Source organism: Corynebacterium sp. CCUG 65737, from assembly GCF_024454115.1.
Classification (GTDB): domain Bacteria; phylum Actinomycetota; class Actinomycetes; order Mycobacteriales; family Mycobacteriaceae; genus Corynebacterium; species Corynebacterium genitalium.
In genome coordinates, this window is record NZ_JAGPZB010000009.1 from 16,181 (window position 1) to 42,351 (window position 26,171).

25 protein-coding genes are annotated in these 26,171 nt (G+C 63.3%); 6 read left to right on the plus strand and 19 right to left on the minus strand.

Annotation, left to right across the window (positions count from 1 at the left end):
* Nucleotide 1: 1 nt before the first annotated feature.
* Both KBX17_RS08035 and KBX17_RS08040 read left to right on the plus strand, forming a co-directional pair.
* Nucleotides 2–472, plus strand: a complete 471-nt coding sequence (locus KBX17_RS08035; protein WP_005289352.1) for a helix-turn-helix transcriptional regulator — start codon at nucleotides 2–4, stop codon at nucleotides 470–472.
* Nucleotides 473–475: 3 nt separating this feature from the next.
* Nucleotides 476–898: a Fur family transcriptional regulator gene (locus KBX17_RS08040; RefSeq protein WP_255998254.1), complete on the plus strand. Its 423-nt coding sequence runs from the start codon at nucleotides 476–478 to the stop codon at nucleotides 896–898.
* Between the two features lie 37 nt (nucleotides 899–935).
* On the opposite strand, the gene KBX17_RS08045 is transcribed toward KBX17_RS08040, so the two are convergent.
* From KBX17_RS08045 to KBX17_RS08110, 14 genes are all read right to left on the minus strand, one after another.
* The gene (locus tag KBX17_RS08045) at nucleotides 936–1,673 is read right to left on the minus strand and encodes an isoprenyl transferase (RefSeq protein ID WP_255998252.1); all 738 of its coding nucleotides are present in this window, start codon (nucleotides 1,671–1,673) and stop codon (nucleotides 936–938) included.
* Between the two features lie 7 nt (nucleotides 1,674–1,680).
* Nucleotides 1,681–2,418 carry a DNA repair protein RecO gene (recO, locus tag KBX17_RS08050; RefSeq protein WP_256019300.1) on the minus strand — a complete coding sequence of 246 codons (738 nt, stop codon included), beginning with the start codon at nucleotides 2,416–2,418 and terminating at the stop codon, nucleotides 1,681–1,683.
* Nucleotides 2,408–3,460: a GTPase Era gene (gene era, locus KBX17_RS08055; protein ID WP_255995567.1), complete on the minus strand. Its 1,053-nt coding sequence runs from the start codon at nucleotides 3,458–3,460 to the stop codon at nucleotides 2,408–2,410. The genes recO and era overlap by 11 nt, the downstream gene beginning before the upstream one ends.
* A gap of 183 nt (nucleotides 3,461–3,643) precedes the next feature.
* A complete protein-coding gene (pdxY, locus tag KBX17_RS08060; protein ID WP_256019301.1) occupies nucleotides 3,644–4,534 on the minus strand; it encodes a pyridoxal kinase PdxY in 891 nt (296 codons plus the stop codon).
* Nucleotides 4,535–4,589: 55 nt separating this feature from the next.
* Complete coding sequence (locus tag KBX17_RS08065) at nucleotides 4,590–6,080, minus strand: hemolysin family protein (protein WP_256019304.1); 1,491 nt, start codon at nucleotides 6,078–6,080, stop codon at nucleotides 4,590–4,592.
* A 6-nt stretch (nucleotides 6,081–6,086) separates the two neighbouring features.
* Nucleotides 6,087–6,674, minus strand: coding sequence for an rRNA maturation RNase YbeY (gene ybeY / locus KBX17_RS08070; RefSeq protein ID WP_256003049.1), 588 nt, complete (start codon nucleotides 6,672–6,674; stop codon nucleotides 6,087–6,089).
* A complete protein-coding gene (locus tag KBX17_RS08075; protein WP_256019306.1) occupies nucleotides 6,671–7,732 on the minus strand; it encodes a PhoH family protein in 1,062 nt (353 codons plus the stop codon). The genes ybeY and KBX17_RS08075 overlap by 4 nt, the downstream gene beginning before the upstream one ends.
* A 10-nt stretch (nucleotides 7,733–7,742) precedes the next feature.
* The gene (locus tag KBX17_RS08080) at nucleotides 7,743–8,450 is read right to left on the minus strand and encodes a 16S rRNA (uracil(1498)-N(3))-methyltransferase (protein ID WP_255998241.1); all 708 of its coding nucleotides are present in this window, start codon (nucleotides 8,448–8,450) and stop codon (nucleotides 7,743–7,745) included.
* 3 nt (nucleotides 8,451–8,453) lie between these two features.
* Nucleotides 8,454–9,584 (minus strand): molecular chaperone DnaJ, encoded by a 1,131-nt coding sequence (dnaJ, locus tag KBX17_RS08085; protein WP_256019307.1) that lies wholly within the window; start codon nucleotides 9,582–9,584, stop codon nucleotides 8,454–8,456.
* Nucleotides 9,585–10,598, minus strand: a complete 1,014-nt coding sequence (gene hrcA / locus KBX17_RS08090) for a heat-inducible transcriptional repressor HrcA (protein ID WP_005289329.1) — start codon at nucleotides 10,596–10,598, stop codon at nucleotides 9,585–9,587.
* 47 nt (nucleotides 10,599–10,645) lie between these two features.
* Entirely contained in the window at nucleotides 10,646–11,809 is a 1,164-nt protein-coding gene (gene hemW, locus KBX17_RS08095) for a radical SAM family heme chaperone HemW (protein ID WP_255998281.1), read from the minus strand.
* A gap of 320 nt (nucleotides 11,810–12,129) precedes the next feature.
* Nucleotides 12,130–12,798 carry a hypothetical protein gene (locus KBX17_RS08100; protein WP_005289323.1) on the minus strand — a complete coding sequence of 223 codons (669 nt, stop codon included), beginning with the start codon at nucleotides 12,796–12,798 and terminating at the stop codon, nucleotides 12,130–12,132.
* A gap of 98 nt (nucleotides 12,799–12,896) precedes the next feature.
* A complete protein-coding gene (locus KBX17_RS08105; RefSeq protein WP_256019309.1) occupies nucleotides 12,897–14,693 on the minus strand; it encodes a long-chain fatty acid--CoA ligase in 1,797 nt (598 codons plus the stop codon).
* Nucleotides 14,694–14,787: 94 nt separating this feature from the next.
* A complete protein-coding gene (locus KBX17_RS08110) occupies nucleotides 14,788–16,641 on the minus strand; it encodes a long-chain fatty acid--CoA ligase (protein ID WP_256003057.1) in 1,854 nt (617 codons plus the stop codon).
* 79 nt (nucleotides 16,642–16,720) lie between these two features.
* Here KBX17_RS08110 and malQ point away from each other — a divergent pair, with 79 nt between their 5' ends.
* Nucleotides 16,721–18,868 (plus strand): 4-alpha-glucanotransferase, encoded by a 2,148-nt coding sequence (malQ, locus tag KBX17_RS08115; protein WP_256019311.1) that lies wholly within the window; start codon nucleotides 16,721–16,723, stop codon nucleotides 18,866–18,868.
* A gap of 19 nt (nucleotides 18,869–18,887) precedes the next feature.
* On the opposite strand, the gene KBX17_RS08120 is transcribed toward malQ, so the two are convergent.
* Nucleotides 18,888–19,028: a hypothetical protein gene (locus KBX17_RS08120; RefSeq protein WP_005289314.1), complete on the minus strand. Its 141-nt coding sequence runs from the start codon at nucleotides 19,026–19,028 to the stop codon at nucleotides 18,888–18,890.
* Nucleotides 19,029–19,034: 6 nt separating this feature from the next.
* Nucleotides 19,035–19,199, minus strand: a complete 165-nt coding sequence (locus KBX17_RS08125; RefSeq protein WP_005289311.1) for a hypothetical protein — start codon at nucleotides 19,197–19,199, stop codon at nucleotides 19,035–19,037.
* 21 nt (nucleotides 19,200–19,220) lie between these two features.
* On the opposite strand from KBX17_RS08125, the gene KBX17_RS08130 reads away from it, so the two are divergent.
* Nucleotides 19,221–20,492, plus strand: coding sequence for a carboxylesterase family protein (locus tag KBX17_RS08130; protein ID WP_256003060.1), 1,272 nt, complete (start codon nucleotides 19,221–19,223; stop codon nucleotides 20,490–20,492).
* Between the two features lie 22 nt (nucleotides 20,493–20,514).
* On the opposite strand, the gene idi is transcribed toward KBX17_RS08130, so the two are convergent.
* Nucleotides 20,515–21,060, minus strand: coding sequence for an isopentenyl-diphosphate Delta-isomerase (gene idi / locus KBX17_RS08135; protein WP_005289304.1), 546 nt, complete (start codon nucleotides 21,058–21,060; stop codon nucleotides 20,515–20,517).
* Entirely contained in the window at nucleotides 21,060–21,596 is a 537-nt protein-coding gene (locus tag KBX17_RS08140) for a hypothetical protein (RefSeq protein ID WP_005289302.1), read from the minus strand. The genes idi and KBX17_RS08140 overlap by 1 nt, the downstream gene beginning before the upstream one ends.
* Nucleotides 21,597–21,701: 105 nt before the next feature.
* Here KBX17_RS08140 and KBX17_RS08145 point away from each other — a divergent pair, with 105 nt between their 5' ends.
* The gene (locus KBX17_RS08145; RefSeq protein WP_005289299.1) at nucleotides 21,702–23,564 is read left to right on the plus strand and encodes an ABC transporter ATP-binding protein; all 1,863 of its coding nucleotides are present in this window, start codon (nucleotides 21,702–21,704) and stop codon (nucleotides 23,562–23,564) included.
* A gap of 3 nt (nucleotides 23,565–23,567) precedes the next feature.
* Here the strand turns inward: KBX17_RS08145 and KBX17_RS08150 are convergent, their stop codons facing one another.
* Complete coding sequence (locus KBX17_RS08150) at nucleotides 23,568–23,996, minus strand: VOC family protein (protein ID WP_256003062.1); 429 nt, start codon at nucleotides 23,994–23,996, stop codon at nucleotides 23,568–23,570.
* 1,026 nt (nucleotides 23,997–25,022) lie between these two features.
* Here KBX17_RS08150 and KBX17_RS08155 point away from each other — a divergent pair.
* Nucleotides 25,023–26,156 carry a MalY/PatB family protein gene (locus tag KBX17_RS08155; protein ID WP_256019313.1) on the plus strand — a complete coding sequence of 378 codons (1,134 nt, stop codon included), beginning with the start codon at nucleotides 25,023–25,025 and terminating at the stop codon, nucleotides 26,154–26,156.
* Nucleotides 26,157–26,171 lie beyond the last annotated feature (15 nt).

Sequence of the window (26,171 nt, forward strand, 5' to 3'; positions counted from 1 at the left end):
CATGGTCGAGCCGCAGCTATTGCCGCAGTGGCCGGAGGACAAGCTGGCCCGCACCTCCGAGGTCATTGGGGCTCTCGATTCGCCGTTGCGGTTGCAGATTATTCTGCTCCTCAATCAGCAGCCCCATGTCGTCCACGAGCTGGTCACCGAACTGGAGAAGTCCCAGCCGTTGGTGAGCCAGCACCTGCGGGTGTTGAAGAACGCTGGCCTGGTCAGTGCGACTCGAACCGGGCGCGAAATGGTCTACCGGCTGGCCATTCCGTCCGTCATGAGCATCATCGAGTCCATTTCCGGTTTGACCGAGCAGGATTCCCGCGACGACCTGGCCGCCCGCCGCGCAGCTCGCAAGGGCCCGGACTTCGTTGATGCCACTGGCAGCGTCGGATCGGCGAGCGCTTTCGGGCCGATCGGCGACCACACCCCTGACGCGGACCCGGGCTTGATTCCTGACGGTCCGTCACCGAGCCTATAGAGCATGAACTCTCGCCCATCCCGCCGCGAACCGGCGCCGAAGATCGGTGCCCGCAACACCCGCCAGCGCAGCGCGGTCATCGACGTACTGCGCGACATCGACCGCTTCGCGTCGGCCCAAGCAATCCACCGAGAGCTCAGCGACCGCGGACAAAAGGTCGGCTTAACGACGGTCTACCGCACCCTGCAAACCCTCGCCGACATCGGCGCCGTCGACGCCCTGAACTCCAACTCCGGCGAAACCCTTTACCGCCACTGCCTCACCGACCGGCACCACCACCACTTGGTGTGCACTTCCTGCGGGCGCAGCGAAGAAATCGAAGGCGGCCCCGTTGAGCAATGGGCCCAGCAAGTGGCCCGCCAGTACGACTTTGAGATCTCGGGGCACGACGCCGAGGTCTTCGGCCTGTGCCCCGCCTGCCGCTAGTTCGCGGCAAAGATCTACGTGCGGCTATTTCCTGCCGCTATTTCGTGCCGCCGAAACGGCGGTCCCGCTTCGCGTACTCCAGCACGGCATCGTAGAGGTCTTCCTTGGTGAAGTCCGGGAAGAGAATGTCCCGGTACACCATCTCCGCATACGCCGACTGCCACAACAGGAAGTTCGACGTCCGCTGCTCCCCCGAGGGGCGGAGGAACATATCCACGTCCGGCATGTCCGGGCGGTACATGAACCCAGCCAGCGTCTCCTCCGAGATCTCCCCCGGTGCGAGTTTTCCTTCGGAGGCGAGCTGGGCGATGGTACGAGTGGCGTCGATAAGCTCGGCTCTACCGCCGTAATTAATGCACATCGCGAGCGTGAGGCCAGTGTTGTTCTTCGTCATTTCCTCCGCAGCCTCAAGCTCGCGGATCACCGAGCGCCACAGGCGCGGGCGGCGGCCAACCCACACAATGCGCACGTTCTTCGCATGCAGCTGGTCGCGCTCGGCGCGCATTACCTCGCGCGAGAACCCCATGAGGAAGCGGACCTCCTCACGCGAGCGGCGCCAATTCTCCGTCGAGAACGTGTACGCCGACAACCACTCGACCCCACCCATCTCAATGCACGCATCGACCATGTCCATGAGAACCTTTTCACCGACGCGGTGGCCCTCCGTGCGGGGCATGCCGCGCTCCTGCGCCCACCGGCCGTTGCCGTCCATGACGAGCGCAATGTGGCGCGGAATGAGTTCTGCCGGGATATCGGGGATGGCGTTCTGAGTCACGGATTCATTATGCCTGCTCCATGATCTTCAACGAAGACACTGCCGCCTCCAGGTGATACTGCAGGTGAGCGGTAGCAAGGCGGTGCGTTTGCGCTGCCGTCGTTTCGGTGAGGCGGTCCGCGGCGGCTGCGTCGTGGCCGTTGGTGAGTAGCCACATGATGTGGAGCGTGTCCTCCTCCACATCGAACGCACCGGGAGGCCGGCAGTTCAAACACGTGGCCCCGCCGAGTGCCGGGTGAAACGCGTGGTGTGGGCCGGGTTTGCCGCAGTTCGCACAGTCGAACAAGCTTAAACCCCAGCCAGCGTGGGCGGTGGCGCGGAGGATGAACGCGTCGAGCACCATCGTCGCCTGCTGCGCATCCTGGAGCCGCTTAATAGCCGTGCTGACCTCCGCGAACAAGGCTGGATCTGCCTCGCCCGCATAAGAGAGTCGTTCCGCCGACTCCAGCACGGCGCAGGCTGCTGTGTACCGGTCGAAATCCTCAATGATGCCGCTGCCGTAATAGGCGACCGTGTCCGCCTGCGTGATCGTGGCGAGGTTGCGGCCCGGGTACAGCTGCACATCAAGATCGACGAACGGTTGCACGCGCGAACCGAAACGGGACTTTGTTTTCCGCACCCCTTTAGCCACGCTGCGGACCAGCCCGTGGTTCTGGGTGAGCAAGACAACCACGCGATCAGCCTCACCGAAATCGTAGGTGCGCACGACGAAGGCGCGGTCGCGGAAACTGGGTTTAGAAGCCAAGGCGCCCCAAATGCTTTGGGTCCGACTGCCAGTTCTTCAACACCTTGATCCTCAGATCGAGGTAGACATTGCGGCCGAGCAGATCAATGATCTGCTTCCGCGATCGCTGGATGATCCCGCTCAGGCGACGGCCGTCACGGCCCTCGATGATCGTCTTCTGGCCAGGGCGCTCAAGGTACATCACCGCGTAGATCATGGCTCGCTTCGGGGTATTGCCGTCGTCGGGGTCCTCGTACATTTCGTCGATCTGGACGGCGACAGAGTGCGGCAGTTCGTCGCGCAGTCCCTTCAGAGCCTCTTCCCTGATGAGCTCTGCGATACGGGTCTCGGTGTCCTCATCCGTGACGTGGCCCTCCGGGTAGAAGCGCGGGCCTTCGGGGAGGTGCTTCGTCAGGACGTCCATCAGCACATCCAACTGAATCTGTTCCGTCGCGGACACTGGGACAACGTCAACGTCGTCACGGCCAGTGACCTCGGTGAGCAGGTCGTGGAGTTTCAACAGCTGCTCGCCGACCTGATCCTTGCCCGCCGCATCGAGCTTGGTCACGATCCCGACAATCGGCGTGTTCGGCTTCGTCTCCTTCACCGCGTCCAAGATCCAGCGGTCGCCCGGGCCGATTTTCTCGTTCGCCGGGACTGTCAGGCCGACCACGTCTACGTCCGCGAACGTGTCCTTGACCACGTCATTGAGACGCTCACCCAGCAGCGTGCGCGGGCGGTGCAGCCCGGGAGTATCTACCAGCACGATCTGCGCGTCCGGCCTATTCACGATGCCGCGGATCGGATGACGCGTCGTTTCCGGCTGATCCGCCATAATGGCGATCTTCTCCCCCACCAGCGCATTCGTCAGCGTCGACTTGCCCGTATTCGGGCGGCCCACAAAGCTGACGAACCCGGAGCGGAAACCCTCGGGCGTGTCCGTGAACTCGTTCGGCAGCGCGTCGACTTCTGCTTCTGCTGCCGGACCTGTTTCTGGCCCAGTGATCGCTTGATCGAAGAAGTCCGCCGGGTCGTGCTGGTTGTCAGTGGGCTGGGAGGTCATATTTTCCAATCGTACGGGCCGGCAGGGGGTTCACCGGTTAGGGCGCGGTTTGGCCGCCACGCGTCGGCGCGGGGGGCTTCGGGCTCGGGCTAGATACTTTTTCAGTATCGCCTTTCGCGCTTCGCCCGCAGCGTTTTCGCAGGTGGGATTTCGACGGGATGGCTAGAAGGCGATACTGAGAATCTAGATCTTCCCCCAGAACTGGATTTCGGTGACCTCGAACTGTAGACGCGGGTTGGCGTAAGCTTCCTGGGACTCGATCAAGAGGAGCTCAGGCGAGTCTGCCTTGTAGGTGTTCTCCAGCAGATCGAAAACGGAAGAAGCCGTCTTGGCCAGGGCCTGCTTCGCAGCGTCAGGCGCGCCTGCAGCCTCAATGTAGTGGCCGGTGAACAGCGCGCAGGTGACGTCACCGGAACCATTGCGCTTGAACGGCAGACGCGGAGTCTGCACCAGCCAGCGCCCGTGGTTGTCCACGACGAGCATTTCGATGGTGTTTTCCGGCTGGTCGGGCCGGTTGACCGAGGTAACCAGGACGGTGTCAGGCCCCATAGCGCGGGCGGCTTCGACGGCGTCGAGTGTGGAATCGATGTCTGAAGCCTCTTTACCGGTCAGGTAGCCCAGCTCGAACTGGTTCGGGGTGATGATGTCCGCCACCGGAACCACCTTGTCCCGCAGCAGTGGCGGGATGATGTCGGAGACGAAGCATCCGGACTTCTCGTTGCCCATCACCGGGTCGCAGGAGTAGACCGCGTTGGGGTTCAGGGCTTTGACGCGAGCGACGGTGTCGACGATCACGTCGGCGATATCGTCACCACCCTGGTAGCCGGACAGCACGGCGTCGACACGGGCAAGGGCACCACGGGCTTCGATGCCGTCGACGATGGAGCGGACCTCCTCCGCGGGAATCATCGGGCCTTTCCACTCGCCATAACCGGTGTGGTTGGAGAAGTTGACGGTGTAGACCGGCCAGACCTCATGGCCGATGCGCTGGAGCGGGAACACCGCAGCGGAGTTGCCAACGTGGCCGTAGGAAACCGCAGACTGGATCGACAAAATGTTCTTCATGCGTTCCATTGTGCGCGCCGAGGTAGCTGCTACACAAAAGCGAACAATCCGGCCTTCTTCTCCGCTACTCCCCCGGTGCGGGACGGTAGGTACGCGAGGTGCCTGAGTTACTCAGTTCGGGATGGTCCTGACGCTCGTCGGACTCAGTGTCCTCACGCTCCGGGATGAGCCGTTCAGGAACCTCGATCAGCACGGTGCGTACCTTGATGCGGCCACGACGGTCGCGTCCGCCTTCGGCGGTGAAGAGCAGGTCCGAAACCTCAACGGAAGAACCGGGCAGGGGGACACGGCCGAGCTCATAGGACAGCAGACCGGCGACCGTTTCGACGTTGTCTGTGATTTCCTCGGTGAATTCAAGCGTGAAGCCGAGCTCGTCGGAAAAGTAATCCACAAGGTCGTCGAGCGGGAGGCGTGCTTGGGCGCGGAAAGCCCGCGACGTAGCGGCCACCTGGGCGAGGGTGTCCCGCGGGTCCGTGATCAGGGTGGACCCTTCGACTTCCGTGGTGTCGGCAAGTTCTTCCGAGTCGACCGGCTCGATGGGTGCTTCCTCATCCTCGTCGTACTCGTCAGCGATCTCACCGACAATCTCCTCGAGAATGTCTTCCATGGTGATCAGGCCGGCGATGCCGCCGTATTCGTCGACAAGCACTGCAATGTGAGTCTGCTCCTGCTGCATCTCTTGAAGCAGGTCGTCGAGCGGCTTGGAATCCGGCAAGAACATCGGCTCGCGCATCAGATCAGTCACGGGCACGCCGGTACCGCTATCGGTGCGGTTGTAGGTCTTCTCGATGACGTCTTTGAGGTAGATGATGCCCACAATGTCGTCGACGCTCTCCCCGATCACCGGGACGCGTGAGTGGCCGGAGCGGATCAGCAGGTTTGCAGCCTGGCCGGCGGACTTCTCCGACTCGATCCACACGATGTCCGGGCGCGGCACCATGACTTGGCGCGCATGGGTGTCTGCCAGGTCGAAGATGTTCTGGATCATGCGCCGCTCGGTCGTTTCCACCACGCCTTGCTCTTGGGCGATGTCGACGGCTTCGCGCAGTTCCACATCGGTGGCGTAGGGGTTCTCTAGGTCCTCGTCGCCAGGGGTGATCACGTTGCTCACCCAGATGAGCAGCTTCGACAGCGGGCCGAGCACTGTGTAGACAACGGTGAGGATTTGCGCTGCCCGCAGCGAGATCGCGTACGGATTGAGTTTGCCGGCACGGCGGGCATTCATGCCGACGATGCCGAAGCGCAGCAACGTCACCGCGAGGATGGCGGCAGCAATGGCCCAGCCGCGCGACGGAATGAGCTCAAAGGCCGCCAACAAAGCGAACACGGCGGCGACCGTGTCCAGCACCATCTGGATCAGCGCCAACAGACTCAAGTGATTCGATTTCGAATCGACCACCCGCAACAGGGCCGCGGAACCGGAGACGTCGTCCTTGGCCATCGTCTCCACGCGGGCGCGCGAAATGGGCACCAGGGCAGACTCGAGCATCTTGATTACGCCCGCTGCCAGCAGCGAGATGATCGAAATCAGGCCGAAAATGATCCAGGAATTCACAGGTGGTTACTGCTCCCCGCCGCGGTTGTTGTCCTGTTCCTCGACAAGCCCGTCCAGCTCTTGCCGGTCCGCTCCCGAGGGGAAGGCATGCCGGCCGTCAGGTTTGGGCTGGTACTCGATACCGCGGGCTGATAGGTCGTCGTACCAGTCGGCGAGGATCTCGTTCTGCAGGCCGAACATTTCCCGCTCGTCGGCGGGTGTCGCGTGGTCGTATCCGAGCAGGTGCAACACTCCGTGGACAGTGAGCAGCGCCATTTCGTGGCCCAGCGGGTGGCCCGCAGCCTCGGCTTGTTTCCGGTCGTAGTCCGGGCAGAGGATAATGTCGCCGAGCATCGCCGGGCCGATCGCGGCTGCGTCGGGGCGCCCGGAGCCGGGGCTGAGCTCGTCCATCGGGAAGCTCATCACGTCGGTGGGGCCGGGCAAATCCATCCAGCGCATGTGCAGATCCGCCATGGTCGATGAGTCGACGCAGGTGATGGTCACCTCGGTGTCGGGGTGGACGTCAAGGGCGGTGAGGGCGAAGGATGCGACGTCGACAAGCATTTCCTCGTTGACGTCGGTCTCACCGGATTCGTTGAGGACTTCGATGCTCATTCCTTTTCCTCCTTCTCCTGCCGCGGCCCCGGCGAGGCGGCAGCAGCATGCTTGCCAGTCGGCCCGGCGGATGCTGCAGCCTCGGCATCCCAGCGCTTAGCGCGCTGCGCGTCGTACGAGTCGTAGGCGGCGACGATGCGCCCGACCAGCTGGTGGCGCACCACGTCGTTGGCGCCGAACTCCTGGAAGTGGATCTCTTTGATCCCGCGGAGGATCTGGCGCACAACCCGCAGGCCGGAGACCACGCCGCGGGGCAGGTCAACCTGGGAAATGTCGCCGGTGACCACCATTTTGGACCCGAAGCCCAAGCGGGTGAGGAACATTTTCATCTGAGCAGGGGTGGTGTTTTGCGCCTCGTCGAGGATGACAAAAGCGTCGTTAAGCGTGCGTCCGCGCATGTACGCAAGCGGGGCGACCTCGATGATGCCGGCTTCCATGAGTTTCGGGATCATCTCGGGGTCGAGCATGTCGCGCAACGCGTCGTACAGCGGCCGCAGGTACGGGTCGATTTTGTCGTTCAGGGTGCCGGGCAAAAAGCCCAGCTTCTCCCCTGCCTCCACAGCGGGGCGGGTGAGGATGATGCGTTTGACCTGCTTGGATTGCAGCGCCTGCACTGCCTTCGCCACCGCCAGGTAGGTCTTACCGGAACCAGCGGGGCCGATACCGAACACGATCGTGTTCTCGTCGATCGCATCGACGTACTCGCGCTGACCTGCGGTCTTGGGGCGAATCACCTTGCCGCGCCGGGCAATGATCTCCTGGCCGAGAATGTCCGCGACGGACTCCGGCGCATCCGAGGCCATGATGTCCACTGCGTGCGTCACCGCGTCGACTGTGATGACGATGCCGCGGCGCGCCATCGCCTCCACCTCATCCAACACGCGGGCAGCGTAGGCGACATCCTCGACCGGCCCGCGCAGCGTGACGTTCGTGCCGCGCGCGAAAACGTCCGCACCAAGCAGGTCGTTGAGGGTGCGCAGGTTCTCATCATTAACGCCCAAGATCGCCTGGGCGTGTTCAGGGTCGAGCTCGTGCGAGCGTGTGACCAGTTCTGCCATGCGGTTCACACTACCAGCGGTGCGTCAACGCACCGATCGCGCTCAACGCGGCCAGCGCGGCACTCGCGGTGCGCAGTACTTCCGGCCCCATGCTTATCGACGCCGCAGGGATCCCCGCAAGTTCCTTCTGCCCGATCCCGCCTTCAGGACCGACAATGAGATACAGGTGGTCGACGTCAAGGTCTATGTCTTTGATGCTGGTGGATGCATCTTCGTGCAGGACGTAGGCGGCGTGGCCGCGTACGAGTTCCGCGAGCTGGTTCGTGGTCACCGGCTCACGGACCTCCGGCACCCAGGCGCGGCGGGACTGCTTGGCCGCCTCCCGGGCAGTGGCCTGCCACTTCTCTACGTTCTTGGCCACCTTCGGGCCCTGCCACCGTGCGATGGTGCGGTGGGAGATCCACGGGATGATCTCGTCTGCTCCACCCTGGACGGCCAGATCGACGGCGAGTTCGGCGCGTTCCGATTTCGGAATGGCCTGCACCACCGTCACCTGCGGCCGCGGCTGTGGAACGTCGTCCACCCGCAGGACCTCTCCCACCAGAGAATCCTTGCCAGTGATCTCGGTGACGGAGATTTCGGCGGTGCGGCCGGAGCCGTCGATAAGCATGATGTGCTCGCCGGTTTCAATGCGTTTGACCGTGACGGCGTGGCGTCCTTCTGGGCCGTCGAGGCGGCCCGCGGCCGGGTCGTCGCAGAGAAAGTACGGCAGGCTCATAGCTTAGCGGCGGAAACGGTCCCGGAGCCGGCCGAAGAAGCTCTCCTCACCGGGAGCTTCCTCTTGGACGTGGGCGGATTCCTTGCACCCGGCGCGCAGATCCTCGAGCGCGCGGCGCTCATCCTTGGTCAGCGTCTCCGGCACGACGACCTCGACGTGGGCGATCAAGTCGCCGGCGCCCTCGGCGCGCAGACGCGGCATGCCCTCGCCCTCGAGGACGATCTGCTCATTCGGCTGCGTGCCTGCCGGGATCTCGATCGTGGTGGTCTCCCCAGCGAGATCCTCGACCTCGAGGCTCGTGCCCAAAGCGGCGTCATACATCGGCATGGAGACCTTCAAGTGCAAGTTCTCCCCGTCGCGGACGAACACCGGGTGGTCCTCGGTGGCGACCTCCACGTACAGGTCGCCGGCAGCGCCGCCGCCATGGCCGACCTCACCCTGGCCCGCCATACGGATGCGCATTCCGGAGACAATGCCGGCTGGAATATTCACCGTGATGTCGCGGCGGGAACGCACGCGCCCCTGACCGCCGCACTTCTGGCACGGGTCGGTGATGATCTCGCCGAAGCCCTGGCACTTAGGGCAGCTCGATGTTGTCATGATGTTGCCCAGGAAGGACTGCTGCACCTGCTGAACCTGGCCTTGCCCGCCACAGTTATCACAGGTGACGGGCTTGGATTCAGACTCGGATCCAGTGCCGCGGCAGTGCTCGCACACCACTGCGGTGTCGACGGTGACGTCCTTGCGGGTTCCGGAGTACGCCTCCGCCAGCGAAATGCTGGTGCGCAACAGTGCGTCGTTTCCGGGCTGAACGCGCGAGCGCGGGCCGCGGCCGCCGCCTGCGCCAGCGTCACCGAAGAACGCCTCGAAAATGTCACCGAAGCCGAAGCCGCCACCGCCCGGCGCGGCGGCCCCCTGCTCCATCGGGTCCCCGCCACGGTCGACGATCGCCCGCTTCTGCGGATCCAGCAGCACCTCCTGCGCCACGGAGATTTCGCGGAACTTCTCCGCGGCTTCATCCGTGTCGTTCACGTCGGGGTGGTACTTGCGTGCGAGACGTCGATAAGCTTTCTTGATCTCCGCATCCGACGCGTTCTGGTCAACCCCGAGGATGCCGTAGTAATCGCGGGCCATCTAAATCCTTTCCTCTCCGGCGAGAATGTGGCTAATGTACTGCGCCACCGCCGCAACCTTTTGAATCGTACCGGGGTAGTCCATGTACGTCGGGCCGAGGACCCCCAGACCACCCAGCGTCTCGCCCGCCGCACCGTAACCCGTGGTCACGATGCTGGCCTTGCTCAGCTCCTCATCCTCATTCTCCTGCCCGATCACCACCGACACATTGCCCAGCTCAGGCAGGTTTGCCAGTAGCTTGAGCACGACAACCTGCTCCTCGAGTGCCTCGACCACGCTAAGCAGATCCGTGGTCATCGGGACAAGGTTCGCTGCGCCTGCGATAAGCACACGGTCGCTTGGCTTTTCGACGAGCGTATCAATCACCACAGCAATCGCCCTGGTCACATGATCCGGGGCGTCTTGGGCAATCGTCGCCAGGGCAGTCGACGCATCCGACATCGTCTTGCCCTCCAAGACGCGGTTGAGTAGATCCCGCAGCTGCGCGGTCTCCTCATCACTGATCGGACCGGCGAGCTCGACGTTGCGCTGGTCCACGCGGCCGGTGTCAGTAATGAGCACGAGCAGCAACCTCGTGGGGGTGAGTGCCACGACCTCGCAGTGCTTCACTCGGGAGACACTGAGGGTCGGCAGCTGCACCACGGCGGCCTGGCGGGTCAGCTGCGCGAGCAGGTGGGCCGAACGGCGCATGATGTCCTCCAAGTCCACAGAGGACTCGAGGAAGTCGGAGATCGCGCGGCGCTCCGGCAGCGAGAGGGGCTTGACGTCGTTAATGGCATCCACGAAGGCGCGGTAGCCCTTCTCCGTGGGTACACGCCCCGAGCTCGCGTGCGGCTGGGCGATGAAGCCCTCCGCCTCCAGCACCGCCATGTCGTTGCGGATCGTGGCGGAACTGACGTTCAGTTTGTGCCGCTCCACCAGGGTCTTCGACCCGACCGGCTCCTGCGACGCGATGTAGTCCGCGACGATCGCGCGCAGCACCGCCTGCCTACGGTCGCGTGCGGGACCCGCCATGTTTAGCACTCTCCTTTGTTGACTGCTAAACCGAGTGTAGCGCTGACTTACTCGGCGGCCAAGATGTCGGTGACGATGCCGTCGGCAAGCAAACGGCCCTTATCCGTGACCGCAATGCGCTCACCTGTCGTGAGAAGACCGGCGTCACGGTGCTTGCGGAGCACCGCTTCAGCGCCTGGCTGGATCCAGCTGCGCGGGATGCCCTCTTTGAGGCGGAGGCCGAGCATGATCTGCTCGAAGTGGTGCTCGGCATCCGTGATGGTTTCCTCACTGGCGATGGGCAGCTGACCCGTCGCCAGTTTCTGGTTGTATGTTTCCGGCCGCTTGACGTTCATGAACCGCGTCCGGCCGACATACCCGTGCGCGCCCGGGCCGGCACCCCACCAGTTCCCGCCGCGCCAATAGATCAAGTTGTGCTGGCACTCCCCGCCCGGCTTAGCCCAGTTGGACACCTCGTACCAGCCGAACCCAGCTTCTTCCAGCGTGCTGGCGATGAGTTCGTAGCGGTCCGCGTAGGTATCCTCGTCCGGGGCCGGCAGCTGGCCCTTGTTGATCTTCCGGGCCATCGCGGTGCCGTCCTCCACAATGAGTGAGTAGGCGGACACGTGATCCACCCCGGCGTCGAGGACGTGGTCGAGGCTCTTCTTCACATCATCTTCCGTCTCTGTCGGGGTGCCGTAGATCAGGTCGAGATTGACGTGTTCAAACCCGGCCCGTTGCGCATCCTTTGCCGCGGCGACAGCACGGCCGGGGGTGTGCTGGCGGTCCAGGATCTTCAGCACCGGCGTGCTTGCAGACTGCATCCCCAACGACACCCGCGTGAACCCCGCCCTTTTGAGACCCTCGAAATATTCCGGGCTTGTCGACTCCGGATTCGACTCCGTAGTCACCTCCGCATCCGGTTTCAACCCGAAGGTTCTTTTGATAGTGTCCAGGATCCTGCCCAGCCCGTCCGCCCCTAGCAGCGACGGCGTGCCGCCGCCGATGAAGACCGTGTCGACCCCACCGGTGAGGTCTGTACTGGCCGCGCCCATTTCCAACTCACGCTCCAACGCGTCCAGGTAGGCCGCGTAGGAAGTCTCCGTTTCCGACGGTGTATAGGTGTTGAAGTCGCAGTACCCGCACCGTGTCGCACAGAACGGGACGTGGACGTACACGCCGGACCCGGCCGAGTGGTCCCTGTCCGCGCCGCGCCCACCGTCCGCGCCCATCACCTCTGGGACGCGCACAGCGTTCGCGCCCCTGCCGCGGCTGGAAGTAGAACCATCAGAATTGGCCATGGGGTCAACTCTAAAGCCCGCCAAGATATCGTTTGCATCCTTGCCGGTTCAAGCTCTAAAAACGCAGGTCAGATTTAGCTTCCCCGACAAGGATGCAAACTATATCTGGAGGCGGGCCAGGACGGTGCCCATGGGCGGTTCTGGCGGGGCCAGTGAAGCAGACTGGAGCCAGTGGGGTTGGTGGGGTTAGTGAGGTTGAGTTCGGGTTGAGCTCTAGCGCCGCGGCGCGCCCTACGCGCGCCCTGTGGGGCCTACGCGCCGCGGCGGGAACGCTTCGCCGCGACCTTGGCGACGATCGCGTCGACACGCGCGCGCTCCTCCAGGAACGCCGGCGGGTTACAGCCGCGCATGGCACGGGTGAAACCCGGGTGCTCAGCCACGACGGAGTCGAGCCAGCCGTCGACGGCAGACTCAACGAGTTCACCGACACGGAAGTAAAGCTGCGGCAGGGACACCGCCGCGAGGTTCTGGGCGACCATGTCCGTCTGCTCGAGGGTGTACTCGACGACTTCACCCAGGTGCTGGACGATCAGGTCGGTGCGCTGGGTGCACGCCTCAGACATGTCTTTGACCGGGGCGGGCGAGCTGAGCGGGAACAGCTCGTACAGCGCGGAGGCGTCGAGAGTTTCCGGCTCCGGGATGCGCTCCTCCAGCGGCAGTGCGGCGGAGATAGAGCCCGCCCGCACACCGGAAACGAGCGCCTGGCGCAGGCCGATCAACTCACCGACCACGCGGCGCGCATCGGTGCGGGCGTCGTCGACGATCTCGGCGAATTCGGCGAGGCAGTCGTCGGTCAGTTCGCCGTCGTAGTCGGCGATCGCCTCGGCGATGTGCTCGATATATTCGACCACTTCATCGCCGATATTGTAGACCTCTTGAGTGAGCTCGCGGTGGCGTAGCGTCGCAGCAGTCCGGTGCACACTCGCCTCCTTCTGGCTTCCCTGGCTGACACACCGTCAGTGTCGGTGGTTGACTCTATGCCAGAAGTTCACAGGTACCCGTACGGCACGCCGAGAAGTTATCCGTAGAGCTTCCGCATCTGGTGCGCGAAGCTCTCCAACACGGCCGGACGCTTGACTTTCAGGGACGGGGTGAGCTCGCCGTCTGCTTCGGTGAGATCGCGCGGGAGAATGCGGAATTTCTTGATCGCCTCAGCCTTCGAAACAGCGTGGTTGGTGCGGTTGACGGCGTCTTGGATTTCCATGCGCAGGTCGTTGCGTTTCGCCAGCTTGTAGGTGGGGGTGTCTGGGTCGATGCCGCGGGCTTCCTTCCAGGATGTCAGGGCGTCCTCGTCGAGCGCGATGAGCGCACCGATGAAGGGCTTTCCGTCCCCGACGACGACTGCCTGGGAGATCAGCGGATCCTGGCGCAGCAGTTCCTCGAGCGGCTGCGGGGCGACGTTCTTGCCGCCGGACGTGACCAGCAGATCCTTCTTGCGGCCGGTGATCGAAATGTTTCCCTTCTCGTCGATTTCGCCGAGGTCGCCGGTGTGAAAGTAGCCGTCGATAAGCGCTTCTTTCGTGGCCTCCTCATTGCCCCAGTACCCGGTGAACACGCCCGGGCCGGCGAAGCAGATCTCGCCCTCGTCGCTGATTTTCGCCGTGTAGCCCATCATCGGTTTGCCGACGGATCCGATTTTGCGGTCGTCGCCGAAGCTCAAGGCGGCGGCGGAGGAGGTTTCGGTCAGGCCGTAGCCCTCGTACACCGGCAGGCCAGCGCCGCGGTAGAAGTGGCCGAGCGGCACGCCGAGTGCGGAACCGCCGGAGATGCCGTATTCCATCTTGCCGCCGAGCGCCTCGCGGATTTTGGAGTAGACCAGCTTGTCAAAGACGGCGCGCTTGAGCTTGAGCCCCAGTGACGGCCCGCCCGCATCGAGCGATTCGGAGTATGCGATGGCGGTCTTTTCGGCCTCGGCGAAGATCTTCGCGCCGATCGCGGAGCCATCAGATGCTTTACGACGAGCAGCATCGCGCACCTTCTCATACACGCGCGGGACGCCTAGAACCAGATCGGGCTTGACCCGCTGGAACTCGGCCGCGATGGTGGACACGTCCTGCCAGTGGGATTGGGTGGTCTCGCCGAGGGTGGCGGCGAGGTGGACCGAGCGCGCCATGACGTGGGCGAGCGGAAGGTAAGTGACCACCTTGTTGCCGCGGCGGGCTACCTGGCCGGCCGGGTGAGCCAACAGACCGCGGACCTGGAAGATCCAGTTCAGGTGGGTGATCATGCACCCCTTGGCGCGGCCGGTGGTGCCGGAGGTGTAGACGAGGGAGGCGATGTCATCGTGGGAGATGCCCGCGATGCGCTCGTCGAGTTCCTCGTCAGAAACGGAGCGGCCGGCTTCTTTGAGCTTGTCCATGCCGCCGTCGTCGAAAAGCAGGATTTCGCGCAGATGAGAGTTGGTGACGTGCTCGAAGAGCACACCGTGGTCGTGGGTCTCGCCAAGGGCGATGACCGCGCCGGAGTCTTCGACGATCCACTGCACCTGCTCGAGCGAACTGGACGGGTAGATCGCTGCGGTGGTCAGCCCGGCGGCCATGATGGCGAAGTCAGCGACCGGCCACTCGTAGCGCGCGCCGGACAGCAGCGCGATGCGGTCGCCCTTCTGGGCACCGAGGGCAATGAGACCCTTGGCCGCTTCACGGACCTCCGCGACGAACTCGGCGGCGGTCACGTCCACCCACTCGTGGGCTTCGGGCTTGGTGAACAAGACAATGTCCGGCCGCTTCTCAGCATTAGCTACTAATGCCGAAAAGCAGTTTTCGTCGGGGGCGACGGTGAACGGGGCATCAACAGTGAAGGTCTTCAAGGTCATGGGGAGCTCCTTTGGCACTCCTAGGCCATAAGTTTGGCCACACAAACAGTTTTGTGTGGCCAAAATAACAGGAATCTGTTCCCCGTGTGAAGTTTTAGCGGTAAAGTCTATCGATCTGCTTCTTGTACCGCTCGAAGACGACGTTGCGCTTGATCTTCATCGTGGCTGTCATCTCGCCGGACTCCTCGGTCAGATCCTGGTCGAGGATCCGGAACTTCTTGATTTGCTCTGCCTGGCTAACACTGCGGTTGACCTCGTTGACGGCGTCCTGGACTTCAGCGCGCAACTCGGCACTCTTCCTCACCAGCTCGCCGATTTCCATGTCCTCGGGGATGCTGTGCTCCTTCTTCCAGCGCGCCACCTCTTGGTCGTCGAGGGTGACCAGCACACCGACGAAGGGCTTGCCGTCGCCGACCACAAGCGCCTGGGAGATCAGCGGGTGGGAACGCAGGATATCCTCCATCGGTCCGGGGGAGACGTTCTTGCCGCCGGCGGTGACAATCAGGTCCTTCTTGCGCCCGGTGATCTTCACGTATCCGTCTTCGTCGATCTCGCCGAGGTCACCGGTGACAAACCAGCCGTCGATAATCGCTTCGTCGGTGGCTTTCTGGTTGTTCCAGTAGCCCTTGATCACGCCGTCACCCTTGAAGCAGATCTCACCGTCTTCATTGATCTTGACGGAGTAGCCGTTGTTGGGCTGGCCCACAGTGCCAATACGGATGTGCTCCGGGTTGTTCACCGTCGCAGCAGCGGCGGTCTCGGTCAGGCCGTAGCCTTCGTAGATGGTCAAGCCCAGGCCGCGGAAGAAGTGCAGCAGCTGCGCAGAAATCGCGGAGCCGCCGGAAATGGTGATCACGGCCTTGCCGCCGACAGCGTCGCGCAGCTTCTTGTACACGAGCTTGTCAAAGACCTTGTGCTTCGCCTCCTGCAGCTTGGACGGCCCCTCGGGGGTGTCCATGGCCTTGGAGTATGCGATCGCAGCCTTTTCCGCCTGCAGGAAGAGACGAGCGGCGATCGGCGAGGAATCCGCCGCCTTGTTGTACGCGCCATCGCGGACTTTTTCGTACACGCGCGGGACAGCGAGAATCATGTACGGCTCGAACCGCTGCAGCGCCATCGGAATGGTGCGGGTGTCGGACCAGTGCGTCTGGTGGGCGCCGCCGATGGTGGCGGCAAGGTGCACGGCACGCGCGAGAACGTGCGCCAGCGGGAGGATGGTCACGTAGCGGGTGCCCGGCTTCGCGGCCAGTCCGGAGCCGATCGGATTGTGCAACAGGGCCATTGCCTGGGATGCCCACACCAGGTGGGTCAGCAGGCAGCCCTTCGGGCGGCCGGTGGTGCCCGAGGTGTACACGATGGACATCAGGTCGTCGTGGGAGATGTTGGCAATGCGCTCGTCAATGACGTCATCGCCGACGCCTCGGCCGTCCTCGACGAGCAGGCCCACACCGCCGGTAGCGAAGGCAAGCGAGCGCTTCAGCTGCGTCGGGGAATCGACCAGCGGGGCCGTACCGTCTTCACGCAGCACGAGGTTGTTGTACAGCGCACGGTTCGCTTCCGTGTCGCAGACTACGATTTTCGCGCCCGAGTCCTCGACAATCCACTGCACCTGGCTTGCCGACGACGACGGGTACACCGGAACACTCACCGCTCCGGCCGCCATGATGGCGAAGTCCATCAGCGCCCATTCGTAGCTGGAGTCTGCCATGAGGACCACGCGGTCACCCTGCTCAACGCCGTTCGCCACCAGGCCCTTCGCCACGGCGCGGAACTGGGCGATGAACTCTTTACCGCTCACTTCCTGCCAGTCATGCCCAGCGGGGCGGGAGAAAATCGCCGCGCTGGGACGCTTCTCAATGGTCTTGACGGCCAGGGTCAGGCAGTTGTCGTCCGGCGCCAGTTCGAAACCGGCCGGGGTGCTGTAGATTTTGGTCTCGGGAGAAGTCATAGTCACACAATACTCCCACTGTGACCTGCGACAATTCTTTCCCAGCCAAAAATTGCGTTCTTTGGCAGAATAGCTCAGTGTGGCTAACACGGAACTCCTCGAGAAACTAGCAACCGCCTATGGTTTCGGCCTGACCTACCGGGGCATGAACAACGAAATCGTGTCTTCGCCCCATTCATCCATGGTGAAATTGCTGCGCGCGCTCGACGTTCCGCTTTCCGACGATCCTGCAGACGAGGAACTCCACGAAGCCCTCGGTGCGTGGCGTGTGCACTGGGATACCCGCCCCCTACCTCCCGTTGTCATCGCCCGCGAGGGCGAAGAGACCCACTTCAACGTGCACGTGCCGGAGGGCGCTCCGGCCGATGTGTGGATCACCCTGGAAGACGGCTCCACCTCCGAGGTCTACCAGGACGAGAACTGGGCAGCTCCGACGTTCCGTGACGGCGTGAACTGGGGCGAGGCGACATTCCACACGCGCGGGGATGTGCCGATGGGGTGGCATACAATCCATTTGTCGTCGAAAAGCGATGAGCGCGAGATTGAGGAAACCTGCACGCTGGTGGTGACTCCGCGTGTGCTGACGACCAACCTGGAGCTGCTGAAGGACCCGGTGTGGGGTGTAATGGCGCAGCTGTACTCCGTGCGCTCGGAGAATTCGTGGGGAATCGGCGATTTCCACGATCTGGCTGAGCTCGCGGAGGTCGTCGCGGCGCAAGGCGCGGACTACCTGTTGATCAACCCGGTGCACGCCGCAGAACCGTTCCCGCCGGTGGAGGATTCACCGTATCTGCCCACCTCACGGCGCTTTGTCAACCCGATCTACATCGCGGTGGAAGACGTGCCTGAGTTCGCGCAGCTGGATGAGGAGACCCGCGAGGAGATCGCTGAGCTCTCGGCTGAGCTGCGCGCGGTGAACCGCTCGCCGGAGTTCATTGACCGCGACACGATCTTCGACACTAAACTGGCCATCCTCAACGAAATGTTCTACATCTTCGAGGAATCTGACCAATCAGCCTTCGACGAGTATGTGGAGAACCAGGGCGAGGGCCTGGTCAACTTCGCCCGCTGGTGCGCCTACACCGAGCTGACCCGTGAGGACGAGCGGCGCCACGCGGTCATCATCACCGAGGAGTACGACGACCTCGCACAGTTCTACATGTGGCTGCAGTTCCTCGCCGACACTCAGCTGGCGCAGGCGCAGCGTCGCGCCAAGGATGCCGGGATGCGCATCGGCATCATGACAGACCTGGCTGTCGGTGTTCACCCTGGCGGCGCAGACGCCAACACGTTGGCCGACGTGCTTGTCCAGGACGTGTCCGTGGGTGCCCCGCCGGACGGGTACTCCCAGCAGGGCCAGGACTGGTCCCAGCCGCCGTGGCACCCCTTCAAGCTGGCCGAAGCGGGATACAAGCCGTGGCGTGACCTGCTGCGGACCGTGCTGAAGAACTCCGGCGGCATTCGCGTCGACCACATTCTCGGCCTGTTCCGCCTGTTCTGGATTCCGAGGATGGAGTCCCCGCTGGACGGCGTGTACATGAACTACGACCACGAGGCGATGCTGGGCATTCTCGCCCTTGAGGCGGAGCGCGCCGGGGCCGTCGTGGTCGGTGAGGACCTGGGCACCTTCGAGCCGTGGGTGCAGGACGTGCTGCGTGACCGCGGCGTGCTGGGCACGTCTGTGATCTGGTTCGAGCACTCCCCCGCCGGCGATCGCCCGATGAACCCGGAGGAGTACCGCAACCTGTCGATGAGCTCCGTCGGCACGCACGACCTGCCGCCGACCGCCGGCTACCTCAAGGGCGCGCACAACGAGCTGCGCGACGCCCTCGGCATTGTTGAGGACTCCTTTGAAGAGCTCGACGCGAAGGATGTCGCCTGGCAGGGCCACGTCTTGGCAAACGCCCGCGATCACGGTGCGTTTGAGGGCACCCCGCTGGCCGACTACGACTTCGACAACCTCGGCCGCGACGAGCGCGGCGACGCCGAAGAGCTCGTGCTCGGCCTGACGCGCTTCATCGCCGGTACCGGGTCGGCTTTGACCTGCACCAACCTCGTGGACATGGTGGGTGATGTGCGGATCCAGAACCAGCCGGGCACCAATGCCGAACAGTACAAGAACTGGTGCGTCCCGCTCTCCAACTCCGACGGCGAACCGGTGCTGATCGAGGACCTCACCAGCATCGACCTGTTCGCCCGGGTGGCGGAGGCATCTGCGCGGCGCTAACCCGGGCTAGAGCAACGGGTTAGAACAACCCGACGATCCCCGCCACGAGCACCAGGGCAATGAGGATCCACAGCGCCTGCGTGACGCGGCTGCGGGGGTACTTCCTGCGCTCCTTAGGCAGACGCATGTCCTCTTTGCGCAGGTCTTCCGGGTTGGCCATAGCGCCTTAATCTACCTTCGGTTCCTTATCGCCCAAAACTGCTGCCACCCAGTCCACCGCGCGCACCATTCCCACCGCCGCGATGCCGGCAGCGGGCAGCGCGAACGCCAGCACCATGGGCACCTGCACCCATGGGCTGGACTGCGTCAAGCTGAACCCGATGTCAATCATTGATCACTAAGCTTAGACCGCATGAGCAACCCTGTTGAGGTGACCTGCCCCGCCGGGACGATCATCGGCCGCGTCGACGGCCGCATCGCCCACTTCCATTCGATTGAGTACTCGCACATTCCGGCCCCCTTCGACGATGCGGAACCAGCGCCAACGGGCAAGCTTATCGACGCATCTACGCCCCACCCCGAACGCACCGCCCTGACCATCACGGCCCCGCTCGGGGCAACAGACACTGATGACCTGCCCGTGGTGGTCCACATTCATGGTGGCCGCTTTGAAATGGGCAACCATGAGGATGCAGCAACTCCCGGTGACGCCTTGGCCTCAAACGGCGTGATCCTGGTCCGGATCGGATACCGCCTGAAATTGGAGGGGCTGGTCCCCTTCCACGACGACAGGGTCGCGCACTTCCGCGCCGTCGACGACGTGTCCCTGGGACTGGAATGGGTGCAGAAGAACATTGAGGCGTTCGGTGGTGACCCTACTAACGTGACGCTGACCGGCCAGTCCGCCGGCGCGAATGTGGTGCTGTGGCTGATGCGGCGCGACCATTACCGCGGCGCGTTTCGGCGCGCTGTGGCCCTCTCCCCTGCCTTCCCCCGCCTGACCTTCGAGCAGCGGAAGAAGTTCATTCGTGCCGGTGCGGGGATCCCTCTGACCCGCGGTTCCCTCAACGCTGCGAGCCCGAAGCAGCTCAGGCGCGGATACAACGCAGTGCGCACCCGGTATATCACCGATATGGCGCTTGGTCCCGCTCCACTGGATACCGCAGAGATGGCCGAGGTGGACTTGGTGATCTCCTCCGTCGATGAGGAGATGTTCAATTCCAGTGCCATCCACGACACCTTGAAGACCGCGCGGCTCAACATGGCTGTGCCCGGCATCGGCATGGGCCTCAAACGGGAGCAGTACGTCCCTTTCTTTAAAGCGCTCAAAGCCCGCAACCCGAAGCACATCAACGGGGAGTTCTTTTCCGCCAACCTGATCCGCCGCTGGGTCGACCAGGTTGCCGAGGGTGCGCCGGGCCGAGTGTGGCAGGCCGAGCTGACCTCCGACGCCCGCACCCGTGCCCGCCACTCCGCCGATTTGGCACCGCTGTTCGGCGCCCCGCCGTACCGTGCGGGCGAAGGCCTCAATGGCTGGCTCATCCGCTACGCCCACACCGGCGAGCCTGGCTGGCCGGAGTACAAACCCGACCGGACCGTCCTGCGGGTTGACCTCTCTGGGGAGAACGCGGAGCTGGTCACCGACCCGCTCGGCTACCTGCGCGGCGTGTTCCGGGAGGTCTAGCCCGCCAACCCCAGTGTGCGGACTACTGCCCCTCGAGCACTGCACGCAGTTCGGGGCGGGCCAGTTCTTCCACCAACCACGGGGAGAAGACCGCCGGCATCGCCTCAGCGGCGGTGATGAGATCGGCGGGGTTCACCCCCTTAGTGCTGTCCACCTCATCGGGATTCGGGGCAGCTTCGGCACCGCCGGCAAGGCGCACGACATAGACGGGGCAGATCTCGTGCTCGACGATCCCAGAGGAGTCGACAGCCCGGTAGCGGAAGTCCGGCAGAACGCAGCGCAGATCGGCCAGAGCGGACGCCGGCAGGCCGAGCTCTTGCTGGGCGCGGCGGACAACGGCATCCTCGGTAGCTTCGCCTGGGGCGGGGTGACCGCAGAAGCTGTTCGTCCACACACCCGGCCAGGTTTTCTTCCCTAACGCGCGGCGGGAGATGAGGAGGTGGCCGGAGGCGTCGAAAAGCCAAGCGGAAAACGCCAAATGCAACGGCGTGTCCGTCGTGTGGACCTCGAATTTGTCGGCGGTGCCGGTGGGGCGGCCGTCATCGTCGCACAGAACTACCTGCTCCATTAGTTGTTCAGGTTCCCGGTGAAGACGACGTTGCCGATCTGGAATTCAGCATCGTAGAGGTTGCCTGTGCTCACGTCGAACGCGAACTGGAGATTGGCGGTGGCGCCCTTGCCCAGCGGCATGTCCAGGCCTTCAATCTCAATGCCGGCTTCCTCGGCGCTGAGGCGGCTGGCGTTGTCACCGGAGTACGTCAAACGGGGCTCACCGAGTGCCTCGGGGGGCATGATCGCGTCGGCAGTGTTCGTCACAGCGATGGTGACCACGGTGCCACCGTTCGGGGCGGACTTGGTGCCCTGCCACTTGTAATGGACGCTCATGCCGGGATCTTCCACGATTTCACCGCTGATCTCGTCAGTCTCCTCCGGTGAGACGTCGTTGGTTTCAAACGCCTCCGGCTCTTCGGTCGGCGTGGCCACACCCGTCGTCGGGGTCAGGGTGCCTTCCTGGTCCACGATGCCTTCGTCGTCGACGCAGGCGACGAGCGCAAGAGAGCTCGCCGCGAGGACAGCGGCAATGCGTAGTGGGGTACGGGCCATGGGGCGCCTTTCTGCGAAAAGTTTCAAACCAACAGGTCCCCTCACTGTACAGCGCCGACAGCACGGATCCGAACACACGCGCACCCAGGTGTATGTTGTGGACACGTGCAACCTCTTTTCCGCGTCATGAAGAGCGCCTCCGCCCTGTGGCCGTACTACCTCGGCATCGTGGTGATTTCCTCACTGACGGTCGCGCTGAACTTGCTCACCCCATTCATTCTTCGCGAAGCGACGGACACCATTGTCGACGGTGGAAGCTTAACGACGCTCACGTGGCTGGCCGCCGCCCTCCTGTTGACCCAATCGTTGTGGACGTTAGGCCGCAACATCGGCGGTTATTTGGGCGATGTCGTTTCCGCGCGCATCCGGCAGGTGCTGTCCACCCGCTACTACGCCAAACTGTTGTCGCTGCCGCAAAGCTACTTCGACGGCCAGGTGACAGGAACGATCATCGCGCGGCTGGACCGCTCGATCATGAACATCACGCAGACGATCCAGAGCTTCTCCAACTCTCTGCTGCCGATGTTCCTCCAGCTCATTGCGATTCTGTGCATCACGGCCTTCTACTACTGGCCGCTGACCGTGCTGCTGCTCATGCTCTTCCCGATCTACTTGGTGCTTACGGCGTTGACCTCAAAACGTTGGCAGAAGTTCGAGCAGGCCAAGAACGAAGAGATCGACCTGGCCAACGGCCGCTTCGCGGAGGTCGTTGGCCAGGTGAAGGTGACCAAGTCTTTCGTTGCGGAGGCCCGGGAGCTGGATTCCTTTGGCACCCGCTACGGCGAGACGATCAACCTGACCCGGCCGCAGTCCCGTTGGTGGCATTCAATGGACGTCGGGCGCAGCATGGCCATGAACGTCATCTTCTTCTTCATCTATCTTGTGCTGTTCCGCGAGACCTTGAACGGCCGCTTTTCCATCGGCGACATGGTCATGCTGGTCCAGATGGTCACGATGGCCCAGCAGCCGGTGCAAATGATGAGCTTCCTGGTGGACTCCGCTCAGCGCGCCATCGCCGGCTCCCGCGACTACTTCAAGGTGATGGACGAGCCGACCGAGGAAGCCGCCAACTCCCAGATCGTCGCTGCCACAGAGGCATCCGATGTTCCGGAGGTGGACACCGCCGCCGTGCCCGCCCTGCAGGAGGGCGAGCCGATGGTCGCCTTCGACAACGTTTCCTTCGCTTACACGCCCGGTGAGCCTGTGCTCGAGGACGTCAGCTTCACAGCCCGCCACGGGGAGAAGATCGCGCTCGTTGGAGAATCCGGCGGTGGCAAGTCCACGCTGGTCAACCTACTGCTGGGCCTATACCCCATTACGCAGGGCCGCTTGAAAGTCTGCGGCAAAGACATCGACACCGCCGATATTGAGCGCGTCCGCGCTTCCACAGGCGTGGTCTTTCAGGAACCGGCGTTGTTCTCCGGCACAATCCGGGAAAACATCGCGTACGGCAAGCCCGATGCCAGCGATGCCGAGATTGAAGACGTGGCTAAGCGCGCCAACGCGCACGGCTTCATCTCGTCCTTCAAGGACGGCTACGACACGGTCATCGGCGAGCGCGGTTTGCGTCTGTCCGGCGGCCAAAAGCAGCGCGTTGCGGTCGCCCGCGCGATGCTCAAGGACGCGCCAGTGCTGGTGCTCGACGAGGCGACATCGGCGTTGGACACCAAATCCGAGCGCGCCGTTCAAGCGGGCCTGGACGAGTTGATGAAGGATCGCACCACCATCATGATCGCCCACCGCTTATCGACGATCGCCGACGTCGACACCATCATCACCTTCAAGGACGGACGGATCGACGAGATGGGCTCACCCGCCGAGCTGGCAGCCTCCGGGGGCATTTACTCGGAGCTACTGGCACTCACTGCGTCCAGCTCGGCCGCTGACAGGGAGCGGCTCAAGGCGTTCGGGTTTCAAGATGCCGCCGACACAGATGACACTGACGACGCAGACGGCGCCGACGACTAGCCATTACTGCATCTCGAAGGTGTCCACCCACTCCTGAGCTTGTGCAGCCTCCTGCGGCCGCTGCTTGGTGAACACGATGGTGTGCCCGTCTGGGTCGGTGGCGGTGACATCGGTGGTGTACCACGGAGTGTCTACCGGTCCCTCCACGGCGGCTCCGGTCGCCCGGATTGCCTCGGCGATGGCACCTAGGTCATCGTCGTGGGCGGCGAACGTCACCGAGGATGAGCCCGGCGTGATGTCACCGGAGGGGACTGCGAGGATGTCTTGGTAGCGCTGGCGCCGGAAGTGGATCAGAGCCGGGCTGCCGTCCTCACCTGGAATGGTGGCCAGGGAAATGAAGCCGGCGGCGTGGTAGAACTCCTCCGCAGCACCGAGATCAGTCACAGGTAAGGTCACGAACATGGGCATCGGGTAGATAGAACGATCAATCATGTCCGCGAGAATAAAGTTTGCCGTTAGGGCAAGGTCAAGCGCTAGCGTGGAAGCTATGAAATTCCCTAGCCTTGAGACCCTCCGCACCCGCGGTACCCGCAAGTGGACCCAGTTCGGTGAGATCTGAGCCCGATTCAGCGCGTTTTTCGAGGGTCCTGGGAGTTGACTTGCCGGATACGGCTCCCTTCCATAACCCACGCTGGAAGGTCCGGATTGATCTCACCCAACACGGACAACAGGTCGTTGACGCGACGTCGAACGTCTACGTGGAGTAAGTGCTCGTGATGGGAGATCCTGTTTCTCAATTTAGCAATGCGAGCATATCTTGCCCCGAGGCTTCTCCTCCGCCCCGGATCGGCAATGTTCACGCTCCCTGCGTTCGGAAAAGCCACGTGCAGATGTTCCACCCAGATGTCCTCCGATGTCTGCTTCGCGGCAGCATCTTGCTTCGCACCTGCCCCAAGAAGCTTGACCCACGTTCCCATAGTCAGCTGGGCGAGCACGTCGTCATGAGTAATGGCCGCATTCCTTCGAGGATGTCCAACTTCGCGGTCTGAGGCTTGCTGTCGTGCCCACACACGCGCACGGCCCAGATCCTTGCCAATAAGCGAGTACAAGCGGGGTGCTGTTTGATCGTCTAAAGCCCAGTCGAATACGTTGAGGTATCCGGGTTGTCGGCTGTTCCACACGCGTAATGCTGAGTTCAGGGAATTACGGGTAAGGACCTCGAAATGTGCGAGCTGAGGTACGAAAGCTCCAGCCAGGGCAGTACTCCACTGATAGAGTTCGATCGCCCTGTGAGTATCTTCACCTGCCTCGGACATGTAAGTGTGAAATCGTGCTTCACCAAGAAGTTGGCCCCAAGCCGGCAACTCACCCACAATTCCCCCTTGCAGTAGTTCGTGGCGAGTATATAGAATTGGGGCCGCGGGCGGCGATGTAGATCGTCGCATCTTCTCACAACCCGGTCCTCGTGACCGGGTTGTTGTATTTCCAGCCAATGTTGGAAGGCGTAAGTTGGACCTTATGAAATTCCCTAGCCTTGAGACCCTCCGCACCCGCGGGACCCGCAAGTGGACCCAGTTCGGCGAGGACGTTTTGCCGCTGTGGGTGGCGGAATCCGACTTCCCCACCGCTGAGCCGGTCAAGCGCGCAATCCAGGACGCCGTGGAGCACGAGACCCTTGGTTACACCCCGGCACACCACAGGCTCGGCGACGCGTTGAGCGACTTCTACGCTGCACGCTACGGCTGGCGGCCTGACCCGGCGCGGGTCTTTCCAGTTGCCGATGTTGTGCGTGGGATGCTGCTGGGTGTTCAGTACTTCACCAAGCCGGACTCTCCCGTCATCGTTCCAGTTCCCTCCTACCCGCCGTTTCTGGAGATCCCGGCGACGGCCGGCCGCGAAATGGTCGAGGTCGGTGCGAAGGGCGGTTTGGACTTCATGGAGATCGACGCGGCGTTCCGCAATGGCGCAGGCTCGATCCTGCTAGCAGCCCCGAACAACCCGTGGGGCTACACGTTCGACGAAGAAGAGCTCACCCAGCTGTGCGCCATCGCGGATAAGTACGGCGCGCGAGTGCTTGTCGACGAGATCCACGCCCCCATCGTTTACCCCGGCCACTCCCACGTCTGCGCCGCCGGCATCAACGAGACCACAGCGAACGTCTGTATCACTGTGACGGCCACATCGAAGGCGTGGAACATTGCCGGCCTGAAGTGCGCCCAGATGATCTTCTCCAACGACGAGGACGTGAAAACCTGGCACAGCCTGACCGGTGTGGCCAAGGACGGCACCGGCACGCTCGGCATCGTCGCAGCGGAGGCATGCTACCGCCTCGGCACGCCCGCGCTGGAGGACCAACTCGCTGCGCTTGAGCACAACCGCGACTGGCTCATCGAGACTCTTCCCGAGGCCATCCCGGGCATTGAGTTCACCCGACCAGAAGCGACGTATCTCATGTTCCTAGACTTCGCGGGCACGGCGATTGGGGATGAGAAGGAGCCGGCGGGCTGGTTGCGTCGAAAAGCGAAGGTGGCGCTCAATGAAGGCGCGACGTTCGGCTCCGGCGGCGAGCACCACGCGCGCCTCAACTTTGCCACCAGCCCGGAGATCCTCGCCGAGGCCGTTGATCGCATGTCTGCAGCGATCCGCTCCTGACGCTAACCTCGGAGC